The following is a 19,555-nucleotide window of genomic DNA, read 5'->3' as shown; positions in this document are numbered from 1 at the left end:
TATAGGGATTTCAGCGCGTCGATACCAGTGCTAAGCGCCTCCCGGGTCTATTCCTCCTCCGGCGACCAGCCTTGCGTATACCAGATATGCAGTAAAGCGTACGAGCGCCAGGGGTGCCAGCGGCTGGCATAGCGCGCAATCCGCGCCGGCGTCATGCCGGGAAAACGCTGTTTAATCAGATAATCATCCGCCAGGAAGATATCCGGCGCCTGCCAGCCGCGCAGCGCGAAATAGTTCGCCGTCCAGCGGCCTATCCCGGGCAGCGTCTGCAGCTGCTTTATTCCGGCGTCGATATTCTCCGGCGCGAAGAGGGGGAGATCGCCGCGGATAGCCGCCTGCGCCAGGTGGATCAGCGCCTCCGCGCGCCGCAGGGGCATGCCCAGCGCCTTTAGCGCCAGCGGATCGGCCTGCGCCAGCCGCTGCGCGCTCGGGAAGAGATAAAAGCCCGGCGCGTCGGTCAACGGTTCCCCGAAGGCGGCCACCACTTTCCCGGTGAGCTTTGCCGCCATGGCCACGCTCACCAGCTGGCCGAGCACCGCCCGTACCGCTTGTTCAAACGCATCCAGGGAGCCCGGCAGACGAAGCCCCGGCCTTGGCAGCGCAAGGCTTCCCAGCGTCAGGGCGATCTGCTGCGGGTCGCAGGACAAATCAAATAAGCGCGCAACCCGCGCCAGGCACAACTCCGCGACCGGCTGCAGCCCGGCGGAAAGCGTCACCCGCATGCCCTGCGCGGCGTCATCCGGCGTCACCGTGATGAGTCCGGCGTGGCCATTCAGGGCGAAGCTGCGGCAATAGCTGTCGCCGGCAAAAGTTTCAATTCCCTGCACCGTACGCGCGCCAAGAAAATGAAACATCCATTGCCAGTCGTAGGGGGAATGCCAGGGTAGCAGCGTCATCATTTCTCCTTTTTTAGCGCTTCAATCATAGCGGCTCCGCGCCGCCTGCGCCTTGCTTTTAAATTCCAGTTGTCGCAGTGCCGTCAATCCGCTAAAGTCGCCCCCCTTCTTCACCGGCATGGGGATTTTGCAGGCTATGTTTATTGGTTTTGACTACGGTACCGCTAACTGTTCAGTGGCGGTGATGCGCGACAATACGCCGCAGCTGCTGACGCTGGAAAACGGCAGTTCACTACTGCCATCAATGCTTTGCGCGCCGACCCGCGAAGCGGTCAGCGAGTGGCTCTATCGCCACCACGACGTCCCGCCCAACGGTGATGAAAACCAGGCGCTGCTGCGTCGCGCGATAAGCTTCAACCGCGAGGAAGATATCGACGTACTCGGCAACAGCGTGCAGTTTGGTCTCGCTTCGCTGCATCAGTACGTTGAAGATCCGCAAGAAGTCTACTTTGTAAAGTCGCCGAAATCGTTTCTCGGCGCCAGCGGGCTTAAGCCGCAGCAGGTAGCGCTGTTTGAAGACTTAGTGTGCGCCATGATGCTGCATATCAAACTCCAGGCGCAAACGCAGCTGCCGGAAACCATCGATCAGGCGGTTATCGGCCGCCCGATTAACTTCCAGGGGCTGGGCGGCGATGATGCCAACGCCCAGGCGCAGGGCATTCTCGAACGTGCGGCAAAGCGCGCGGGCTTTCGTGACGTCGTGTTTCAGTTTGAGCCGGTCGCCGCCGGTCTGGATTTCGAAGCGACGCTGAGCGAAGAAAAACGCGTGCTGGTCGTCGACATCGGCGGCGGTACCACCGACTGTTCGCTGCTGTTGATGGGGCCGCAGTGGCGAGAAAAAGCCGATCGCCAGCAAAGCCTGCTCGGCCACAGCGGCTGCCGCGTCGGCGGTAACGACCTGGATATCGCCCTGGCCTTTAAATGCCTGATGCCGCTGCTGGGGATGGGCGGCGATACCGAAAAAGGCATCGCGCTGCCGATTCTGCCGTGGTGGAATGCGGTGGCAATTAACGACGTGCCGGCGCAGACCGACTTTTACAGCGCCGCCAACGGTCGCCTGCTTAACGATTTGCTACGCAGCGCCCGAGACAGCGAAAAAGTCGCGCTGCTGCTGAAGGTCTGGCGTCAGCGCCTGAGCTATCGCCTGGTGCGCAGCGCGGAAGAGAGCAAAATCGCCCTTTCCGCGCAGCCGAGCGTCACCGCGGGGCTACCGTTTATTAGCGACGAGCTGGCGACAGCCATCAGCCAGCAGGGTCTGGAAGCTGCGCTGGATCAGCCGCTGGCCCGGATCATGGAGCAGGTTCAGCTGGCGCTGGATAACAGTAATGAAAAACCGGACGTGATTTACCTGACCGGTGGCAGCGCTCGCTCGCCGTTGATTAAAAAAGCGCTGGCGGCGCACCTGCCGGGCATTCCGGTTGCCGGAGGGGATGATTTTGGCTCGGTTACCGCCGGGCTGGCCCGCTGGGCGCAGGTGATGTTTCGCTAAACATCCGCTGCGTTCCCGCACCACAGAACGCAGTGAATTTGTAGCCCGGCTCAGCGCAGCGCGAGCCGGGCTTAATTTTCCCGATTGCCCCCTGTTGTCACCCTTCACGCCGCGAAACGTAATCCCGCCGCTTTTCGCCGGTATAAATCTGCCGGGGGCGATAAATATTCAGCGGCGCTTCGTGCATTTCGTTCCAGTGCGCCACCCAGCCAAGCGTTCGGCCTACGGCGGTAATCGCCACAAACATCGATGAAGGCAGCCCCATCGCTTTAAGGATCACCGCGGTGTAGAAATCCACGCTCGGCGACAGGCCATTTTCAACAAAGTAGGGGTCGGTCAGCGCCACCTCTTCAAGAGCCATCGCCACCTGTAACGGCATATCGGACATCCCCAGTTCCTTCAGCACCCGGTGACAGGTTTCGCGCAAAATAGCGGCGCGCGGATCAAGATGACGGTAGCGAGAGTTACCGAATCCCAGACGACGAAACGCCTGCGGATCGCGTTTCGCTTTGCTCAGGAACGCCGGAATTTGGTCGACGGTGTTGATCTCCTCCAGCATCCGCATACTGGCTTCGTTCGCCCCGCCGTGGGCCGGTCCCCATAAAGAAGCGAGCCCGGCGGCGATGCAGGCAAAAAGATTCGCCCCGGAGGAGCCCGCCGCCCGGACGGTGGTCGTCGATGCGCACTGGCCGTGGTCGGCGTGCAGCACCAGGATCTGGTTCATCGCCTGCTCAATCACCGGATTCAGCTGATACGGCTCCGCCGGGATAGCAAACAGCATATGCAGGAAATTCCCCGCGTAGGAAAGATCGTTGCGCGGATACTGCGCCGGTTGCTCAATAGAAAACTTATAGCTCATCGCCGCCAGCGTCGGCATTTTCGACAGCAGGCGGGTGGCGGCCAGCGCGCGGTGCTCGGGATTTTCAACGTCCAGCACATCGTGATAGAACGCCGCCAGCGTGCCCACCAGAGCGCACATTAAGGCCATCGGATGCGAGTCGCGCCGAAAGCTGCTGCACATGCGGCCAATCTGCTCGTGTACCAGGCTATGGCGGGTAATCGTGTTTTTGAACGCCTGATAGCTGGCTTCGTCAGGCGCATCGCCCCGCAGCAGAATCCAGGCTACCTCAAGGAAGTCGCACTGGCGAGCCAGCTGATCGACCGGATAGCCGCGGTGCAGCAAAACGCTGTTTTCGGTATCAATCCAGGAGATGGCCGACGTACAGCCTGCGGTGTTAGCAAAACCGGGGTCGAAACTGCATATACCTGCGGACGCCAGCGGACGAATATCCATGCCGGGATAGCCCTGCGTCCCTGAGACCGTACTCAACGGAATGGACTGTTGTTCATCCAAAGACAGCGTTAGCGATTTCGTCGTCATCCTGTCAGGTCTCCTTGCACAACGAGTGAATGATTTACCTGGTCATTTCTCCAGGCGGAATAACCAACATAACCACAGTCGTCCGCGGATTCTTTGATGTAAATAACCAAAACATTGATAAAGGACCGCTATTATGGGTGGGAAAGAAACAGAAAATCGCCCTTTCAACCGCATAAAATACGCTTACCCCGAAATTACCCTCGTCTAAATTCTACTATCACGCCTTAGAATACTGATTTTATTTCATCGCAGGTCAATATATAACCATTTTATTTTTTTGCCCGCATAAATCCGCTACTCGCACGTGGTGCCATGGACTGCCGGTGTCAGTTTTTTATCACACGCTCGTCGGCGGTCTTTTATGAGGGTCTGTGCGACCGGTCATCCCATCAGCCGCGGTGGATTCATCGCCAAATGCGCCTCGCTCGCCGCAGATATTGTCCGTTATCGTTATTTCAGCGTAAATTAAACTTGAATATAACCCGCTGCTTTTATATGCGCTGATTAAAAAATCTAATGCCAATTTTATATAGCTATCGCGTCAATTTATGGCATAACATCATAAACTCGTATGCTGTGCCTGAACTTTCAGGTTGCTTATTATGCACCTCCCTCCTACGTTAACGTTGATTGAGAATCTTCTTACATCAGGTCTGGCCAGTTACCCGGCGTGCAGATAACGCTGGAATAATATCTTCGGCACCAGCAGAATGCTGCGTTGCCCGGCCCTGGACGTTTATTTCGCGAATGCGGAGGGGTACCTGTGCCTGCGGCAGCGTTCCTCTGCGTTTATACCGTCTGATTGATTAATCCATGCCACAAGGGGGCGTGATTGAATCGTTTGTGCGCTTTTTATGATCTTATTCGCAGGAGCCGCAGCGCGCATTTCTGGGCATGGTGCGGCGTCATTATCGCTCTGCAGATAGGGGCGCCAGCCCGCGCGGAGGTCCGCCAGCTGGGTATTGATATTCCGGTCTACTGGTACGCCGACGCCAGCGACACGCTGACCCTCAACGCCTTTCTTTCGCTCCCTGAAGAGGCGCTAAAAACGGCGCCGCTTATCCCGTCGTTCGGCTACTCGACAAAGGCCTACTGGCTACGTACTTCGCTCCCGGCGGCCTTATTTGCTGGCGAACAGCGCTGGCTGCAGCTCGGTCCGTCGTTTGTCGATCGTTTGACCGTGTTTTATCGCCCCTACGGCAGCAACAGTCCATGGCGACAGAAAGAGTTTGGCGACCATGCGTCTGCCCGGGATAACGATCTCGACTACCGCGAAAGCGTACTGATTTTGCCGCCCCCGCCGACGGCGGCTGGCTACGAGATGGTATTCCGTCTCCAGAGCAGCAGCACCCTGATTCTGCTGGCGACGCTCTCCTCGCCGCAGGAGTTCGTGCGTTCGGCCACGCTCGATACCGCTTTCTGGAGCTTCTATTTTGGCCTGGCGGTAATTGCCAGCGGCATCGCCCTGTGGCTTGCCATCGCGCTGCGTCGGCGCCTGCTGTGGGGGATCTGCCTGTTCTCGCTAAACTATCCGCTCGTCGCGGCCCTGCATGGCTACCCGGAGTGGTTATTTGGCAGCGCCCTGCTGCCGGTTCAGGATTATATGATCAGCTGCCTGTCGCTGGTGAGCTACGCCACCGCGCTGTGGCTGCATAGCGAAGTTTTCGATCTCAAGAAAAATATGCCGCGGCTGCATCAACTGCTGCTGGCGGCGATCGGTTTAAACATCGTTCTGCAAATCAGTATTCCGCTGGGCTTTTACGGCCTGGCGATGCAGATAGAGGCCGGGATATTTTTTATCGCCGCCCCTATTCTGTTGATCACGTCATGGATGCTGTGGCGGCGCAAAGCGATTGATATCAATACGCTGCTGCTGGGGCTGCTGCCGCCGATATACGTCGTCTCCGCCGGGCTGGCGCTGCTCTCTATCCATGGCGTCATTCCGTTTCATAATGGGGTCTATTCCACCTGGCAGTACGCGCTGATTATTCATATCGTCACCGTCCTGATCATCGCCGTACTGCGGGTGCGGGCGGAAAACCGGACTCTGGTGCGTAAGCAGCAGCTGGCGCGAGAGCTACAGATTGAACGCGAGGCCAGCTTCCACCAGCGCCAGTTTATGGGAATGGTGGCGCATGAGTTCAGAACGCCGCTGGCGATCCTCCAGGCCGCGCTGGAAAACCTGCGCCTGTGCCCCGCAACGGTGACGCAGAGCTCGCGCCTCGACCGCATGCAGCGGGCGACAACCCGTCTGGTACAGCTTACCGATAATTGCCTGGCCGACGCCCGGCTCTCCTCGAGGGACCTGCACGCCGACAGGCAGGATGCAGCGCTGCTGCCGGTGATCTATATGGCCGCGACGGTCGTGGATCTTTCGCTTAACCATTATCTGGATGTCACCCTTGAGGGGCAAACTGTAGGTCCGGACTCCCCTTCACCGGTGCTGTTTATTGATAGCGGGCTACTGTGTATCGCCATCGCCAACCTGCTCGACAACTCGGTGAAATATGCCGCTTCCGGGGAGATAAGCATCGAGATTTATCCGCAGGAAAAACACGTGGAATTACGCATTGGCGATCGCGGTCCCGGCATCCCGCCTGAACAGGTCGAGCATATTTTCGAGCGCTATCGGCGCGGCGAAACGGATACCGCAACGCCGGCCGGGACCGGGCTTGGCCTGTATGTCGCCCGACAAATCATCCAGGCTCACGGCGGGGACCTGTGGCTGGCAGAGAACACGTCGGCCGGATGCAAATTTGCGCTCACGCTCCCGGTTAACGGACAGCAGAAGGACAAATCATGACATTACGCGTCGCAATCATCGAAGATAGCGCTGATTTACTCGACGAGCTGCTGGCTTTTCTGCGCCATCGCGGCTTCGATGCCTGGGGCGTGGGCAGCGCCGAAGCCTTCTGGCGGCAGCTGCATCGCGATCCGGTTGATATTGTGCTTATCGATATTGGCTTGCCGGGTGAGGACGGCTTTAGCGTGCTGGACTATTTGCACGAAATTGGCCAGTTCGGCCTGGTGGTGGTGACCGCCAGAGGGCATGAGCAGGATCGGCTCCAGGCCTTAAACGCCGGCGCCGATCTCTATCTCATCAAGCCGGTCAACTTTTCCGACCTCGCGGAGAGTATTCAGGCGCTTGGCTCCCGGCTTCGCCAGCAAAAACCGACGGAACGTGTCAACCCGGCGCTATCAGCAGAGCGGCCAGCGCCGTCTCACTGGGTACTCCAGAACGAGCACCTTGTGGCGCCGTCTGGGCTGGCCCTGCCGCTCACGCAGCAAGAGTATCGGCTGCTGGAAGTGTTAATGCGTAACCGCAATGAGGTCTGCAGCAAGGTTGACCTGCACACCTCTCTGTTTACCGATGAAGGCGAACCGGAACTGCACCGAATCGACGTCGTGATCAGCCGCCTGCGCCACAAGGCCCGCCTTCATGGTATCACCCTGCCGATTCGCGCAATTTTTGGCAAAGGGCTGGCGTTTCTCTCCTGACCTTTCCCCGGCCGGCAGCAGCAGCGCTGCCGGTCTGTATCCCTCCATCCGCGCGGCGTCATTGCGAAGTTGTTTTCAGTTTTGCTGCTCTTGTTAATTTTTTTCAGTTTTTGAGAGGAATGAGAGAAATGAGACTGACAGCACATTAAGAATTTTCTTACATTGACATGGCGTCGTGAGCACACCGGCCCAAAGCCTCCCTGAGCAAACCGACTATTGCTGATCCAGCAATAGCTGAATTCAGGACGCTTGCCGTGCGCTTTTCGGCCGCGTATCGCGAGCACGGTTTAAAGAAGAGTATAAAAATATTCCCGTGCCGGCGAGGTACATTTTTAACACCTAAAATTAAGTTAAAGGATATCTATCATGGCCATGCAAACATGGTTAGCCTTATTGCTGTGCATATTTTGCCTTTGCGTGTCTGTTTACAGCCTTGTTTCCTATATCAGAGACAGGAGAAAACAAAAAATTCCGTTTTCAGCTAAGAATTCTTCGCGCAGAAAATAACTAAAGCCCCGCGAATAATAACCAAATCTGTCCAGCAGCAGCCACCGCATACGCCCGGAGGATTGTTCACAACATGGCGTTATGTTGATTTATCAGGGAAATAACGCCATGAAAAAAATAAACATCGCCATCAACACCAGGAATACCTTTCTCCGAGAGTCGTTGGTTGCCATAGTCAATGAGCTCATCAGCCGCAGCGGTAATCTTAAAGCCGCTTTTTCTTATAAGCATAATGATTTTTTAGATAAGGATATCATCATCGCTGAAGTTCTTCCCGGCGAGATCTATCTGTGCAATACCAGTATAAAGAACCGTAAAAAAAACAGTTCGGTGATTATATTGCACAGCTATGACAAACTTCCGGAAAAGGAGCTGATCGTCAACTGCCTTAAGGGCGTTATCTTTGTCTCAATCAAAGCCGTTAATATCGATAAGATGTTTGAAATCATTGGCCACGAGCTGAAAAGAAGTGAACTGCTTCCTCTGACGCAGAGGATCGACTCGCCGCTAATTTGCACTCACTGCCCGCATAAAATGTTGTCCAAATCGCAGGTAGCCGTCGCCACCGGCATTATTCATGGCTTTGATATCGGTAAAATTTCTGCTCTCAACAAAGTCACCCCCAAAACCATCACCTGGCACAAAAGCAAAATTATGGAAAAATACAGCCTTAATAACAATTATGACTTTTTCCAGTTTATTAACTTATTAAAAGAGCGCTGGTAAACGCGCGCACGCGCCATCGACGATCGCATTATGTACCGTAAAATTAAGAATTTGCTGGCTTGCGAGGAACGGGATTCCGAAAAAGATCGGTAAAATGAAAAACATCTACTCAGGCGTTACGGGCAGCGGGTAACATGACCCGGTTCCCTGGTATGAAAATACCGGAGCGTATTTTTATACAATAAAAAATGCCTCTACCAGGGAATCTGTTACTTCGTCACATTGCCCCTGGCGTGCCTGTCAGGGGCCTCTTTTTCTGCGCAAAAAGCGACCCCGTCAGAGAGGCCGCCCGACGATCAGGCTTGCGCCTGCTGAGGCGCGACCTCAGCCTCGGGTATCTCATTCTGCGACAGACCTTCATTTTTTGACAGCATCGCCGTCGCAATCCCGTTACCCAGCACGTTAATCGCTGAACGCCCCATATCGAGGAAATGGTCAATCCCCATCAGCAGTAAAATACCCGCCACCGGAATATTGAAGCTCGGGATGGTCGCCGCCAGCACCACCAGCGCCGAACGCGGCACCCCGGCAATCCCTTTCGAAGCCAGCATCAGCGTCAGCATCATCACGGTAATCTCGCTAAAGCTCAGCTGAATATTGTAAGCCTGGGCGATAAACATGGCGGCAAAAGAGCAGTACACCATTGAACCGACCAGATTAAAGGAGTAGCCAATTGGCAGCACAAACGACGCGATATTACGCGAGCAGCCAAATTCCACCAGACGCTCCAGGGTCTTCGGATAGGCCGCCTCGGAGCTGCTGGTCGTGAACGCCACCAGCACCGGATCTTTGAGCATGTTCAGCAGGCGAAAAACCTCTTTTTTGAGCACCATATACCCCACCGCCAGCAGCACCGCGCTGGTCAGCAGAATCGCGACATAGTATCCGCCGATAAACGAGGCGTAATTAAGCAGGATCCCCAACCCCTGCGAGGCGATAACCGAAGAGATCGCGGCGAAAATCGCCAGCGGCGCGACGTACATCACGTACCCGGTCACCTTCAGCATAATATGGGAAACCACGTTCAGCGCCGCCACCAGCGGGGCGTTGAATTTCTCCCCCAGCGATGCCCCGGCAATACCGAAGAACATCGAGAACACCACGATTTGCAGAATCTCGTTGTTGGACATCGCCTCGGTAATGCTGGTGGGGATGGTATGGGTCAGAAAGCCTTTCAGGCTCATCCCGCTCACCGCCAGCCCGGTATCCACGGACTCTTTCGGGATCGCCAGGTTCAAACCGGCGCCGGGATGCTCGAGGGTAACAATCACCAGCCCGACCAGAATGGAGAGAATGGACGAGGTAATAAACCACACCATGGCTTTACCGCCGACCCGCCCAATGGTCGCCGTTTCGCCCAGCCGCATAATACCCACCGTCAGGGTACTGAACACTAACGGCGCAATGACCATCTTAATCAGGCGCAGAAACACGTCGGTAAGCAGCGTAATGTTTTCCGACCATGCGGTAATGGTCGTTTGCCCGGCGTAAGCGTGGATGGCCGCGCCGGAGAGGATCCCCAACAGCATGAAGATGACGATGAACAGCGTGAGTTTGTTTGCACTTGCCACAAAAATTAACCCCTGATTTATTTAACGTGTTGTTTTTTAATGTATATATGCTTTATTTATTGGAATACATTAAACATTCACCACATAAATTGAATAAAAGCAGGCGGGGTTACAACTCTTTTTTAGTTTTTATAGTAAAAGTTAATGTGCTCGTTGATATGCATCAAACCGTGTCGCGCCGCCGGTAAGATGAAAAAGGCGCCGGCGTCAGAGGACAACCGGCGCAAAGAGGCATTAGTGTTTTACGGTATCCTCCAGGAAGAAACGTCCCAGCGGATTCTGATAAAAACCGTCGATATTTTTGCGGCTGACGTTGCGGTACGGGCTGTAATACAGATCGACCCAGTTCACGTCGGCCTTAGCCATTTTTTGCAGGTCGATATACATCTGCTCGCGCTTTTTACTGTCCATTTCAACGCGCGCTGCGGCCACCAGCGCTTTAACCTGGTCGTTATGATAGCGGGTCATATAGTTCATATTGGCATCGTGACCCAGCACGAAGGTGGTTTTCTGATCGGGGTCGAGAATATCGTTGGTCCAGTACATCACCGATATATCGTACTCCCCGGCCACCAGCATATCCCAGCTCTGGCTCGGGTCGACTTTTTGCAAATTCACCGTCACCCCGGCTTTTGCCAGCTGCTGTTGTAGCAAAATGGCAATTTGCTCATCGACTTCATCCCCGGCATTGACCACATAGTTCAGCTTCAGGTCGGCAGCGCCCGCCGCTTTCAGCATCGCTTTGGCCTTTTGCGGATCGTATGGCCGGCGAAGATTATCCTGATAGTGGTAAAGCGCTCCGGCGGGAATATAGGAATTGGCCACCTGACCGTAGCCAAAGGTCACGGTTTTCACAATCGCGTCTTTATCAATCGCGAAGTCCAGCGCCTGACGGACTTCCACCTTGCCCAGCGCGCCGTGAGAATGATTGATCAGCAGATGGTCCTCGCGAGTAGAAGGATCCAGCTCCACCTTCAGATTGGCATCCTTTTGTAACGATGCAATGCGCGAGAAAGGCACGGTCAGCGCAGCGTCAAGTTCGCCGGCCTGCACTTTCAGCATGCGGGTATTGTCGTCCGGAATGGTTAACCACTCCACGCCATCCAGGCTGACGTTTTTCGCCTGCCAGAAGTTCGGGTTCTTCACCAGTACGATCTTTTCTCCGCGCAGCCACTCTTTCACGCTAAACGCGCCGGAGCCCACGGGCTTTTCGGCAAACGCCTCTTCGCCTTCCGCCTTCATCGCCTGCTGGGAAATCACCGAAGCGTTCGGCAGCGCCAGCTGCGATAAGAACGGCGCTGAAGGCGATTTCAGCGTCACCACCAGCGTGCGCGGGTCCGTGGCTTCCGCTTTGGCAATAATGCTATAGGAATCCCGCCACAGCGAGCCTTCATCATCGCGGATACGGATCAGGCTAAACGCCGCATCGCTGGCGGTCAGCGGCGTACCGTCCGAGAACCGGGTTTCGCGAATTTTGAAGGTATAGACTTTGCCATCCGGGGAAATCGTCCAGCTCTCGGCCACGCCCGGCTCCAGCTTCGTCCCGCTTTTATCCACCCGCACCAGCGGGTCAAAGACGTTGGAAAAGACCCAGTTATCCGCATTTTGCGCCGATTTTATCGGGTCAAACGTGGTACTGTCCTCCCGGCGGCCAATGGTCAATACGCCGGCCGCCTGAGCTATTTCACTCACCACGCTGAGCGCCAGAAAAACGCTCGCCGCCAGTAACTTAATCTGCCTGTGCTTCATCAAAAGATCCCCCAGTTAAAGGAAAAACGGTCTCATCGCCCGCGAGGTTGAGCACGCAGGCATAAGCGCGATCGGCAATCTGCCGGGTTGGTGGTGGTGCGCCGGTGCGGCACTGCACCTGCGCATAAGGGCAGCGCGGATGAAATGCACAGCCTTGTGGAACGGCTACGGGACTGGGCGGCTCGCCCCCCAGCAAATTTTTCGGCAGCGGTTTATCCGGGTCGATTTCCGGGATCGCCGAGACCAGCGCGGCGGTATAGGGATGCAGCGGTCGAGTGAAGACCGCTTCTGCCGGCCCCTCTTCCACAATTCTCCCGAGATACATCACCGCAACGCGATCGCAGAGTCGCCGCACAATCGCCAGATCGTGGGCGATAAACAGAATCGCCAGCCCCATCTTTTCCCGCAGATCCATCAGCAGGTTGACGATCTGTCCCTGAATAGAGACGTCCAGCGCCGCGACGCACTCATCGGCCACGATCAGCCCCGGCTCCATGGCCAGCGCTCTGGCAATACCGACGCGCTGGCACTGGCCGCCGCTTAGCTGAGACGGTTTCGCGCTGGCCTGCTGCGGACGCAGGCCGACCAGGGTGAGCAGTTCCGCAACCCGCAGCGCTTCCTGCCCGCGCGGGACTTTCTGATGCACGCGCAGCACCTCGGAGATGCTTTCTCCTACGGTCTGCCTGGGATTCAACGAGGCATAGGGATCCTGGAAAATCATCGCGCTTTGCTGGCGCAGACGGGCAATATCGCTGGTTAAGCCATGGGTAATGCGCTGTCCGGCGAACCGCACCTCGCCATCGGCAACCCGTTCAAGCTGTAACAGCGCTCGGCCAAGCGTGCTCTTACCGCTGCCGGATTCGCCGACAAGGCCCAGCGTCTCGCCAGGAAAGATCTGCATCGTGACCCGGTTTACCGCGTGTACGACCCGCTTCGGCCGCCAAAGGCCGCCGGAAACCGGGAAGGTGACGCAAAGATTATCGGCCTCAAGCAGCGGCCAGCGAGCGTTAACCATTATCCCTCCTGCCGTGCTGGCAAAATGTGATGGCAGGCCACCGCGTGGCTATGGCAATCCTGCCCGTAACGCAGCAATGGCTGGCTCTGACACGCCTCATCGGCGCGGCGGCAGCGCGGGTGAAAGCGACACCCTGATGGGAAGTGGTCGGCGCTGGGCGGCTGGCCGTCGATGATCGTCAACCTCCCCTGCCCGCCTTCGCTGGCCGGCTGACAATCAATGAGCCCGCGGGTATAGGGATGCAGGGGCCCGCCAAGCACTTCGCGTTTGCCGCCCACTTCACACAGCCTGCCGCCGTACATCACCGCAATCCGGTCGCAGGTTTGCGCCACCACCCCGAGATCGTGGGTGATCATAATGACCGCCAGCCCCAGCTCGGCGCGCAGATCGCTGAGCAGGCGCAGAATCTGCATCTGCACGGTGACATCCAGCGCGGTGGTCGGTTCGTCGGCAATCAGCAGCCGGGGTTCCGGCGCGAGGGCAACGGCGATCATCGCCCGCTGGCGCATGCCGCCGGAAAATTCGTGCGGATAGCTATTGAGCCGATTCTGCGGGTCCGGGATACCGACCTGGCGCAGCAAGGCCAGCGCATCCTCCCGCGCCTGACGGCGGTTTGCCGCAAAGTGAAGGCGGCGACTTTCTGCAATCTGTTCTCCAATGGTCATCACCGGATTGAGATGGCTGGTCGGGTTCTGGAAAATCATACCGATTTCCCGGCCGCGCACCGCCGACATTTGCCCTTCGCTGAGGGACAAGATATCCCGGCCGTCCAGCAGAACCTCACCGCCGGTAATCCGCAGTCCGGCCCCCGGCAGCAGGCGCATCAGCGCCCGGCAGGTCACGGTTTTTCCCGACCCGCTTTCGCCAACCAGCCCAAGCATCTCCCCGGCTTCAAGCGTTAACGAGACGTTATCCACCAGCGCGACATCCTCGCCGCGCATGACCGTCAGCTGATTTACCTTCAGCAAGCTCATACGCGTTCCCCTAGCTTATCGCCCAGCCCATCGGCCAGCAGGCTGAAGCCCATCGCCAGCAGCACGATGGCAAGCCCCGGAAAGGTGGTTATCCACCATGCGGTAGTGATAAAGCTCTGCCCTTCGGCCACCATAATCCCCCATTCGGCGGTAGGAGGCTGCACGCCGAGCCCGAGATAGCTCACCGAGGCCCCGTTCAGCAGCACCAGAACGCAGTCGGACATCGAAAAAATGATGGCTCCGGTTAGCGCATTGGGCAGCAGATGGCGGAACAAAATCCGCAGATGGCCGTAGCCCAGACTGCGGGCCGCCAGAATAAAATCGCGCTGTTTCAGCGTCAGTACCTGAGCGCGTACCAGCCGGGCGTAGGAGACCCAGCCCACCATCGCCATCGCCATATAAAAGCTGCTCAGCCCCGGCCCGAGGATGGCGATAATCGCCAGCATCAGCACCAGAAACGGAAAGGCCAGCACGATATCAATAACCCGCATCACCAGCGCATCGGCCACGCCGCCGATATAGCCCGCCAGCGCCCCCAGGGTGGTGCCGAGCATAAAGGGGAACAGGACCCCCAGCAGGCAGATTTGCAGATCGACCCGCGCCCCCCACAGCACGCGGGAAAAAACGTCGCGGCCAAAGTTGTCGGTACCGAAGAGATGCGCGCCGCCCGGCGGCAGCAGACTGGAAGAGGCGTCCTGGGCAATCGGATCGAACGGCGCTATCCACGGCGCCAGACAGGCGACCAGTAGCCATAGTCCGACTATCGCCAGCCCGGCGAAGAGCGCCTGCTGACGCGGGATCGCCCGCTGACGCAGGCGGGAAAAGGTCGCTATCGCCTTCATAGTTTTATCCTTGGGTCGAGGGCCACGGTCAGAATATCCGCCAGCAGGCTGACCGCCACGGTGGCAAGGGCAAAGACCATTACCACGCCCTGCACCACCATATAGTCGCGGCTAAAAATCGCCTTAACCAGCAGCTGTCCGAGGCCGGGGATAGCAAACACGCTTTCAATCACCACCGTACTGCCTATAAGCCAGCCAATATTCACCGCCAGCAGATTGATGGTCGGCACCAGCGAGTTCGGCAGCACGTGCCGCCAGAAGATACGTCTTTCCTGCTGCCCGCGCGCCCGGGCCGCCACCACATAGTCGCTATTCATCTCCATCAGCAGGCTGGCGCGCAGGTTGCGAATCAATACCGCCGACAGCGCCAGCGCCACGGTCAGGCACGGCAGAACCATATGGTGCAGCTGGTCTAAAAAATCGCTGCCGTAGCCGGAGACCGGAAACCAGCCAAGCACGATACTGAACAGCAGAATCAGCATGATGCCGAGCCAGAATGCCGGGAATCCGAGCCCGGCGGTCGTAAACAGACGAATCAACCGATCGGCGAGACGCCCGCGCTGGCGTGCGGCTATCGCCGCCAGCGGCACCGTCAACGCTACCGCCAGCAGAACGCTGCCGAGCACCAGCCACAGCGTCGGTTCCAGCCGCGAGGCAATCAGCTTCAGGGTATCCACCCGGTATACAATCGACTTCCCCAGCTCGCCCTGCAGCAGGTTGCGCAGAAAATAGCCGTACTGAACCCACAGCGGTTCATCAAGGGCAAACTGCGCGCGAATGCGGGCCAGCGCCGCCGGCGTGCTGCGCACCCCCAGCAGAATACGCGCCGGATCGCCGGGGATCGCGCGCACCATCATGAAGGTGATCAAGCTGATACCCAGCAGAACCGGCAGCAGCTGTAGCGGGCGAAAAAGCAGAAAGCGGTAACGATGCATTAACAGCCTCCCGCGTCGCGCTGGCGCGCCAGAAAATCGAGCAGCACCGGGTAGTAAGCCTGCGGCTCTTCGTAAAACGGCATGTGGCTGCTGTTGGCAAAAATGGCTATTTCAGCGTTCGCCAGCCCCTGCTTCATTTTCAGGGCGCAGGCGGGCGTCAGTTCATCGTGCTGGCCGCTGGTGATCAAACAGGGCACACGGATTGACGCCAGCTCAGCGCTGCGGTTCCAGTTTTTTAAATTACCGGTATAGAGGAATTCGTTCGGCCCCTGCATGGTGATATACGGGCCCATATTCCAGTCCCCAAGCGAGCGGATAACCGGCTCTGGCCAGACGTCAAGGCGGCACACGTGACGGTAATTCAGCAGCGTAATCGCCGCCTGATAGGCCGGATGGTCTAGCCAGCCGAGCGCTTCGTAGCGCTGCATCATCGCGACGGTTTCTGGCCCCAGCGCCCCGCGCAGACGGTTCAGCTCCTGCACCAGATGCGGCATATCGGCGACGGTGTTTTCCAGAATCAGCGAGCGAATTGCGCCAGGATGGTGCAATGCCACTTCAATCGCCAGCCATCCGCCCCACGAGTGACCAAGCAGATGCACCTGACCAAGGCCCAAAGTCCGGCGGACGGTCTCCACTTCACGCACATAGCGCGCCATCGTCCACAGGCTGGCGTCATCCGGCCGGTCGGACTTTCCGGTCCCCAACTGGTCAAAGGCGATCACCCGATAGCCGTGCTGTTTCAGGCAGGCGTGGGCTTCGCGCAGATAGTCGCAGGGCAGCCCCGGTCCGCCGTTGAGGCAGAGAATGGTTTCATCGCCGTCGCCAAACTGATAGGCCACGACGTTATAGCCTTCCACCGCAATGTTATGGCACCGGTCGGGCGCTATTTCGCTCCACATGGTCTATTCCTCATCGTCGATGGTAAGAGGGTTGGGGTCTGTCTTAACGCTAACGGCAACCCCGGACGCTGAACAGTTAGCAAAAATACTAGTTTTGCGCCGCGCCGGAACGGCACCGGAATTGCATATCTTTGGGCCAGCTACTGACGGATTTGCACAAATCGTGCCCGTCGCAGGTCTCGTTTTAGGTGAAGGGGGTTATATGCGACTGGAGTTTGACCACCCCGGCAGCGCGCGGGCGGCCAGCCTGGATGACGCATTCAGCGGGCTTTTTCAGCACACCCGGAGGTTGGGATTTGAGGCGGTGATTTACGATTACACGCCGGTTCCGCGTTCTCTGGAAGGAGAACTGATTACGCCCTCGCTGCTGAAAACGTTCAACGTGCCGGAAGATATGCGCCAGCTATGGTGCGAGCGCGGATATTACCAGGTGGATCCGGTACAGCACTGCGCGCTCGAGAGCTGCGCGCCTTTTGTCTGGTCCTATCAACGGCCGGACAGCAGCATGCTGCGCGGGAGGCTGGACAATCATCCCACCGCGGTCACCGACTATATGCGCGAACACAATATGCCCTGCGGCGCGACGGTTCCCCTGCATCTCCCCAACGGAGGGTTCGTGACCCTCACCGGCATCCATACCGGCCAGCGTCAGGAGCGGGAAATCAGCGCCACCCTGGCGCAGCTGATGCTGCTTGCCTGGCAGTTTCAGGAGTCCGCCTTCCCGCTGTTCGACAGCACTATGCTCACCTGCCGTCACGTCAAGCTGAGCAACCGCGAGCGCGAATGCCTGGCGTGGTCCGCCGAGGGGCTTACCGCCAAAGAGATCGCCCGCAAGCTGCATCGCTCGGTGGCGACGGTGACGCTGCATCTCAATACCGCGGCCAAAAAGCTGGGCGCCAGCAACCGCGTGCAGGCGGTGGTCCGCGCCCTGCACTACCGTCTGCTCGACAGCTAAGAACTAGCATTTTTGCTAGTGTTCAGCCGCGGTTGCCAGCCTTTACCCTGAAAGCCGGTCCACTTAGCAGGGTAAAGATGATTCATGTATACCATCCGCGAAGGTTACGCCCCGTTTCGGCACTATCAAACCTGGTTTCGCGTTTGCGGCGATATCGATAGCGGACTCACGCCGCTGGTCGTCGCCCACGGCGGGCCGGGGTGCACGCATGATTACGTCGATGCGTTCCGCGATATCGCCCTCAGCGGGCGAGCGGTGATCCACTACGATCAGTTAGGCAACGGGCGTTCAACCCATTTACCGCAGCAGCCCGCCGACTTCTGGCAACCGGCGCTGTTTCTTGACGAACTGGCTAACCTGCTGCTGCATCTCAATATTGCCGATAATTACGCCCTGCTCGGCCAATCTTGGGGAGGTATGCTCGGCGCGGAGCACGCCGTGACGCAGCCAAAGGGGTTAAAGGCGCTGATTATCGCCAACTCCCCGGCATCGATGGCGCTGTGGCTGCAGGGGGCGGCAAAGCTGCGGGCGCAGCTGCCCGCCGACGTCCAGCAGACGCTGCTGGCCCATGAGGCGGCAGGAACGCTGGACAGCGCGGAATATAAGGCGGCAAGCGCTGTATTTTATCAACGCCACGTCTGTCGGCTCGATCCCTGGCCGGCGGAAGTGCGGCGCACCTTCGACGCCATGGATGCCGACCCGACGGTTTATCACGCCATGAATGGCCCCACCGAATTCCACGTTATCGGCAGCATGAAAGCGTGGACGATTATCGACCGCCTCGCGCGCATTACGGTTCCGGTTCTGCTGCTTTCCGGGCGCTACGATGAAGCCACGCCGGAAGTGGTACAGCCCTTTATGGACCATATCTCCGGCGCCGAGTGGGTCATTTTTGAAGCCTCGAGCCATATGCCGCACGTCGAAGAGCGCGAGCTGTGCATGAAGACGGTGAACGACTTTTTAGGCCGAGCGATACCATAAAAGCTGCTTACAGCGCCAGGCCGCCTCCGCCGCTGAAGGGCCGCTCGCCGGCGATTTTCATCACTTCAGCCCCTAAAGTGACAAACGGCGCCCGACGGCTGGCATAAATCAGGCCGCCCGATGTCGGCCGCACCGCTTTGACCATATCGGTCAGCGGATCGATGATTTCCGCGACGACATCGTCGGCGCTGACCCACTCGCCGGGATGTTTTAGCAGCACCAGGATGCCGGTCGCCGGCGCGGTGACAATCTCCCCGGCGGCAAACGGCAGCATCACCGTTTCCTGCTGCGGAACCTCGGGCCTGGCGCCCGCCAGCACGCCGCGGTACTGCAGGTAACGGTAAATACGTTCGGCGTCGTCGCAGGCGGTGGCGTGATTCACCTCCTGCTGGCCGCGCAGCTCGACGGTCACCGCCATGCAGCCGGGCTGCTGCTGGCGCCACGACGGATTCCTCGCGCAAAGACGCTGCCACGGCAGGCCGCAGGCTTCATCAAACGAGTTGCCCCCGCTCTCCTGCGACAGCAGCACGGCGCCAATACCGAGGAAAGCCGCCAGAACTTTCGCCTCGCGTTGCCAGGCCGGGTCGGCGTAAAGGTGCAAAATCGCCTGGTCATCGCAGTGCAGATCGAGCACCAGATCGGCATCGCAGGCGAGGCTCAGCAGATGGTGGCGCAGGGCCTGCGCCTCGCTCACGGCGGGAAGCGCCGCCAGCGCCTCCCGCATCGCCGCGCGCACCCGCTGCAGATACTCGGGGCGCGTACCGGGCAAATCCGCCGGTAAACCGGCCTGCGCCAGCGCCGCCAGATCGGGAAAATCGCGGTTAAAATTGCGCCCGCTCGCCAGATCGAAACGGCCAATACCGCCGCTGAGCAGCACCTGGGCCAGCCCCGGCGGGTTGGCTACCGGCACAAGAATGATTTCGCCGCGCAGTTCGCCGCGCCGTTCCGCCTGGCTAAGTAATCTTTTAAGATAGTGCAGAACCAGCATGCCCGGAATTTCATCGGCGTGCAGCCCCGCCTGCAGATAGACCTTCTCTCCCGTGCCGGGCGCGCCGAAATGAAAATGGCTTAATTGCCGCTGCCCACCGAGTGCATGTTCAGGTAATGTATAGTGTTTAATTTTCATTGGACGTCCTG

17 protein-coding genes are annotated in these 19,555 nt (G+C 58.2%); 7 read left to right on the top strand and 10 right to left on the bottom strand.

Annotated elements, in window-relative coordinates; genetic code table 11:
- Positions 1-47: 47 nt before the first annotated feature.
- Positions 48-896: a DNA-3-methyladenine glycosylase 2 gene (gene alkA / locus ABLV30_RS14155; RefSeq protein WP_080528244.1), complete on the bottom strand. Its 849-nt coding sequence runs from the start codon at positions 894-896 to the stop codon at positions 48-50.
- Between the two features lie 136 nt (positions 897-1,032).
- Here alkA and yegD point away from each other — a divergent pair, with 136 nt between their 5' ends.
- The gene (yegD, locus tag ABLV30_RS14150; protein ID WP_014838962.1) at positions 1,033-2,385 is read left to right on the top strand and encodes a molecular chaperone; all 1,353 of its coding nucleotides are present in this window, start codon (positions 1,033-1,035) and stop codon (positions 2,383-2,385) included.
- Between the two features lie 97 nt (positions 2,386-2,482).
- Here yegD and ABLV30_RS14145 read toward each other — a convergent pair whose 3' ends face one another.
- Positions 2,483-3,766 carry a citrate synthase gene (locus ABLV30_RS14145; RefSeq protein WP_025107768.1) on the bottom strand — a complete coding sequence of 428 codons (1,284 nt, stop codon included), beginning with the start codon at positions 3,764-3,766 and terminating at the stop codon, positions 2,483-2,485.
- 841 nt (positions 3,767-4,607) lie between these two features.
- On the opposite strand from ABLV30_RS14145, the gene ABLV30_RS14140 reads away from it, so the two are divergent.
- The 4 genes from ABLV30_RS14140 to ABLV30_RS14125 all read left to right on the top strand — a co-directional run bounded on the left by ABLV30_RS14140 (position 4,608) and on the right by ABLV30_RS14125 (position 8,497).
- A complete protein-coding gene (locus tag ABLV30_RS14140; RefSeq protein ID WP_265800335.1) occupies positions 4,608-6,569 on the top strand; it encodes a sensor histidine kinase in 1,962 nt (653 codons plus the stop codon).
- Positions 6,566-7,264: a response regulator transcription factor gene (locus ABLV30_RS14135; protein WP_219538943.1), complete on the top strand. Its 699-nt coding sequence runs from the start codon at positions 6,566-6,568 to the stop codon at positions 7,262-7,264. The genes ABLV30_RS14140 and ABLV30_RS14135 overlap by 4 nt, the downstream gene beginning before the upstream one ends.
- A gap of 366 nt (positions 7,265-7,630) precedes the next feature.
- Positions 7,631-7,771: a small membrane protein gene (locus tag ABLV30_RS14130; protein ID WP_139134470.1), complete on the top strand. Its 141-nt coding sequence runs from the start codon at positions 7,631-7,633 to the stop codon at positions 7,769-7,771.
- A 108-nt stretch (positions 7,772-7,879) separates the two neighbouring features.
- On the top strand, positions 7,880-8,497 hold the full coding sequence (locus ABLV30_RS14125) for a transcriptional regulator (protein ID WP_224384589.1): 618 nt from the start codon (positions 7,880-7,882) through the stop codon (positions 8,495-8,497).
- 296 nt (positions 8,498-8,793) lie between these two features.
- Here ABLV30_RS14125 and ABLV30_RS14120 read toward each other — a convergent pair whose 3' ends face one another.
- The 7 genes from ABLV30_RS14120 to ABLV30_RS14090 form a co-directional block, all read right to left on the bottom strand.
- Positions 8,794-10,068: a dicarboxylate/amino acid:cation symporter gene (locus ABLV30_RS14120; RefSeq protein ID WP_080528246.1), complete on the bottom strand. Its 1,275-nt coding sequence runs from the start codon at positions 10,066-10,068 to the stop codon at positions 8,794-8,796.
- A 234-nt stretch (positions 10,069-10,302) separates the two neighbouring features.
- Entirely contained in the window at positions 10,303-11,817 is a 1,515-nt protein-coding gene (locus ABLV30_RS14115) for an ABC transporter substrate-binding protein (protein ID WP_025107772.1), read from the bottom strand.
- Positions 11,798-12,832, bottom strand: a complete 1,035-nt coding sequence (locus ABLV30_RS14110) for an ABC transporter ATP-binding protein (protein ID WP_049082627.1) — start codon at positions 12,830-12,832, stop codon at positions 11,798-11,800. The genes ABLV30_RS14115 and ABLV30_RS14110 overlap by 20 nt, the downstream gene beginning before the upstream one ends.
- A complete protein-coding gene (locus tag ABLV30_RS14105; RefSeq protein ID WP_014230085.1) occupies positions 12,832-13,806 on the bottom strand; it encodes an ABC transporter ATP-binding protein in 975 nt (324 codons plus the stop codon). Before ABLV30_RS14105 ends, ABLV30_RS14110 begins: the two co-directional genes overlap by 1 nt.
- The gene (locus ABLV30_RS14100) at positions 13,803-14,648 is read right to left on the bottom strand and encodes an ABC transporter permease (RefSeq protein ID WP_047723290.1); all 846 of its coding nucleotides are present in this window, start codon (positions 14,646-14,648) and stop codon (positions 13,803-13,805) included. Before ABLV30_RS14100 ends, ABLV30_RS14105 begins: the two co-directional genes overlap by 4 nt.
- Positions 14,645-15,583, bottom strand: a complete 939-nt coding sequence (locus tag ABLV30_RS14095; RefSeq protein WP_004852520.1) for an ABC transporter permease — start codon at positions 15,581-15,583, stop codon at positions 14,645-14,647. The genes ABLV30_RS14100 and ABLV30_RS14095 overlap by 4 nt, the downstream gene beginning before the upstream one ends.
- A complete protein-coding gene (locus tag ABLV30_RS14090; RefSeq protein ID WP_014838968.1) occupies positions 15,583-16,482 on the bottom strand; it encodes a proline iminopeptidase-family hydrolase in 900 nt (299 codons plus the stop codon). The genes ABLV30_RS14095 and ABLV30_RS14090 overlap by 1 nt, the downstream gene beginning before the upstream one ends.
- Positions 16,483-16,684: 202 nt before the next feature.
- Between ABLV30_RS14090 and ABLV30_RS14085 the strand changes: the two genes are divergently transcribed.
- Together ABLV30_RS14085 and ABLV30_RS14080 are read left to right on the top strand one after the other, a co-directional pair.
- The gene (locus ABLV30_RS14085) at positions 16,685-17,437 is read left to right on the top strand and encodes a LuxR family transcriptional regulator (RefSeq protein WP_032719850.1); all 753 of its coding nucleotides are present in this window, start codon (positions 16,685-16,687) and stop codon (positions 17,435-17,437) included.
- Positions 17,438-17,521: 84 nt separating this feature from the next.
- Positions 17,522-18,418: a proline iminopeptidase-family hydrolase gene (locus ABLV30_RS14080; protein WP_048260795.1), complete on the top strand. Its 897-nt coding sequence runs from the start codon at positions 17,522-17,524 to the stop codon at positions 18,416-18,418.
- A 7-nt stretch (positions 18,419-18,425) separates the two neighbouring features.
- Here ABLV30_RS14080 and ABLV30_RS14075 read toward each other — a convergent pair whose 3' ends face one another.
- Entirely contained in the window at positions 18,426-19,544 is a 1,119-nt protein-coding gene (locus tag ABLV30_RS14075; protein ID WP_104876710.1) for a succinylglutamate desuccinylase/aspartoacylase family protein, read from the bottom strand.
- Positions 19,545-19,555: the final 11 nt, after the last annotated feature.

Origin of the sequence: Klebsiella sp. CN_Kp113, assembly GCF_040064585.1 — a bacterium.
Classification (GTDB): Bacteria; Pseudomonadota; Gammaproteobacteria; order Enterobacterales; family Enterobacteriaceae; genus Klebsiella; species Klebsiella michiganensis.
The sequence above is the reverse complement of the archived record's forward strand: the minus strand, read 5'-3'. Positions and strand labels throughout refer to the sequence as shown.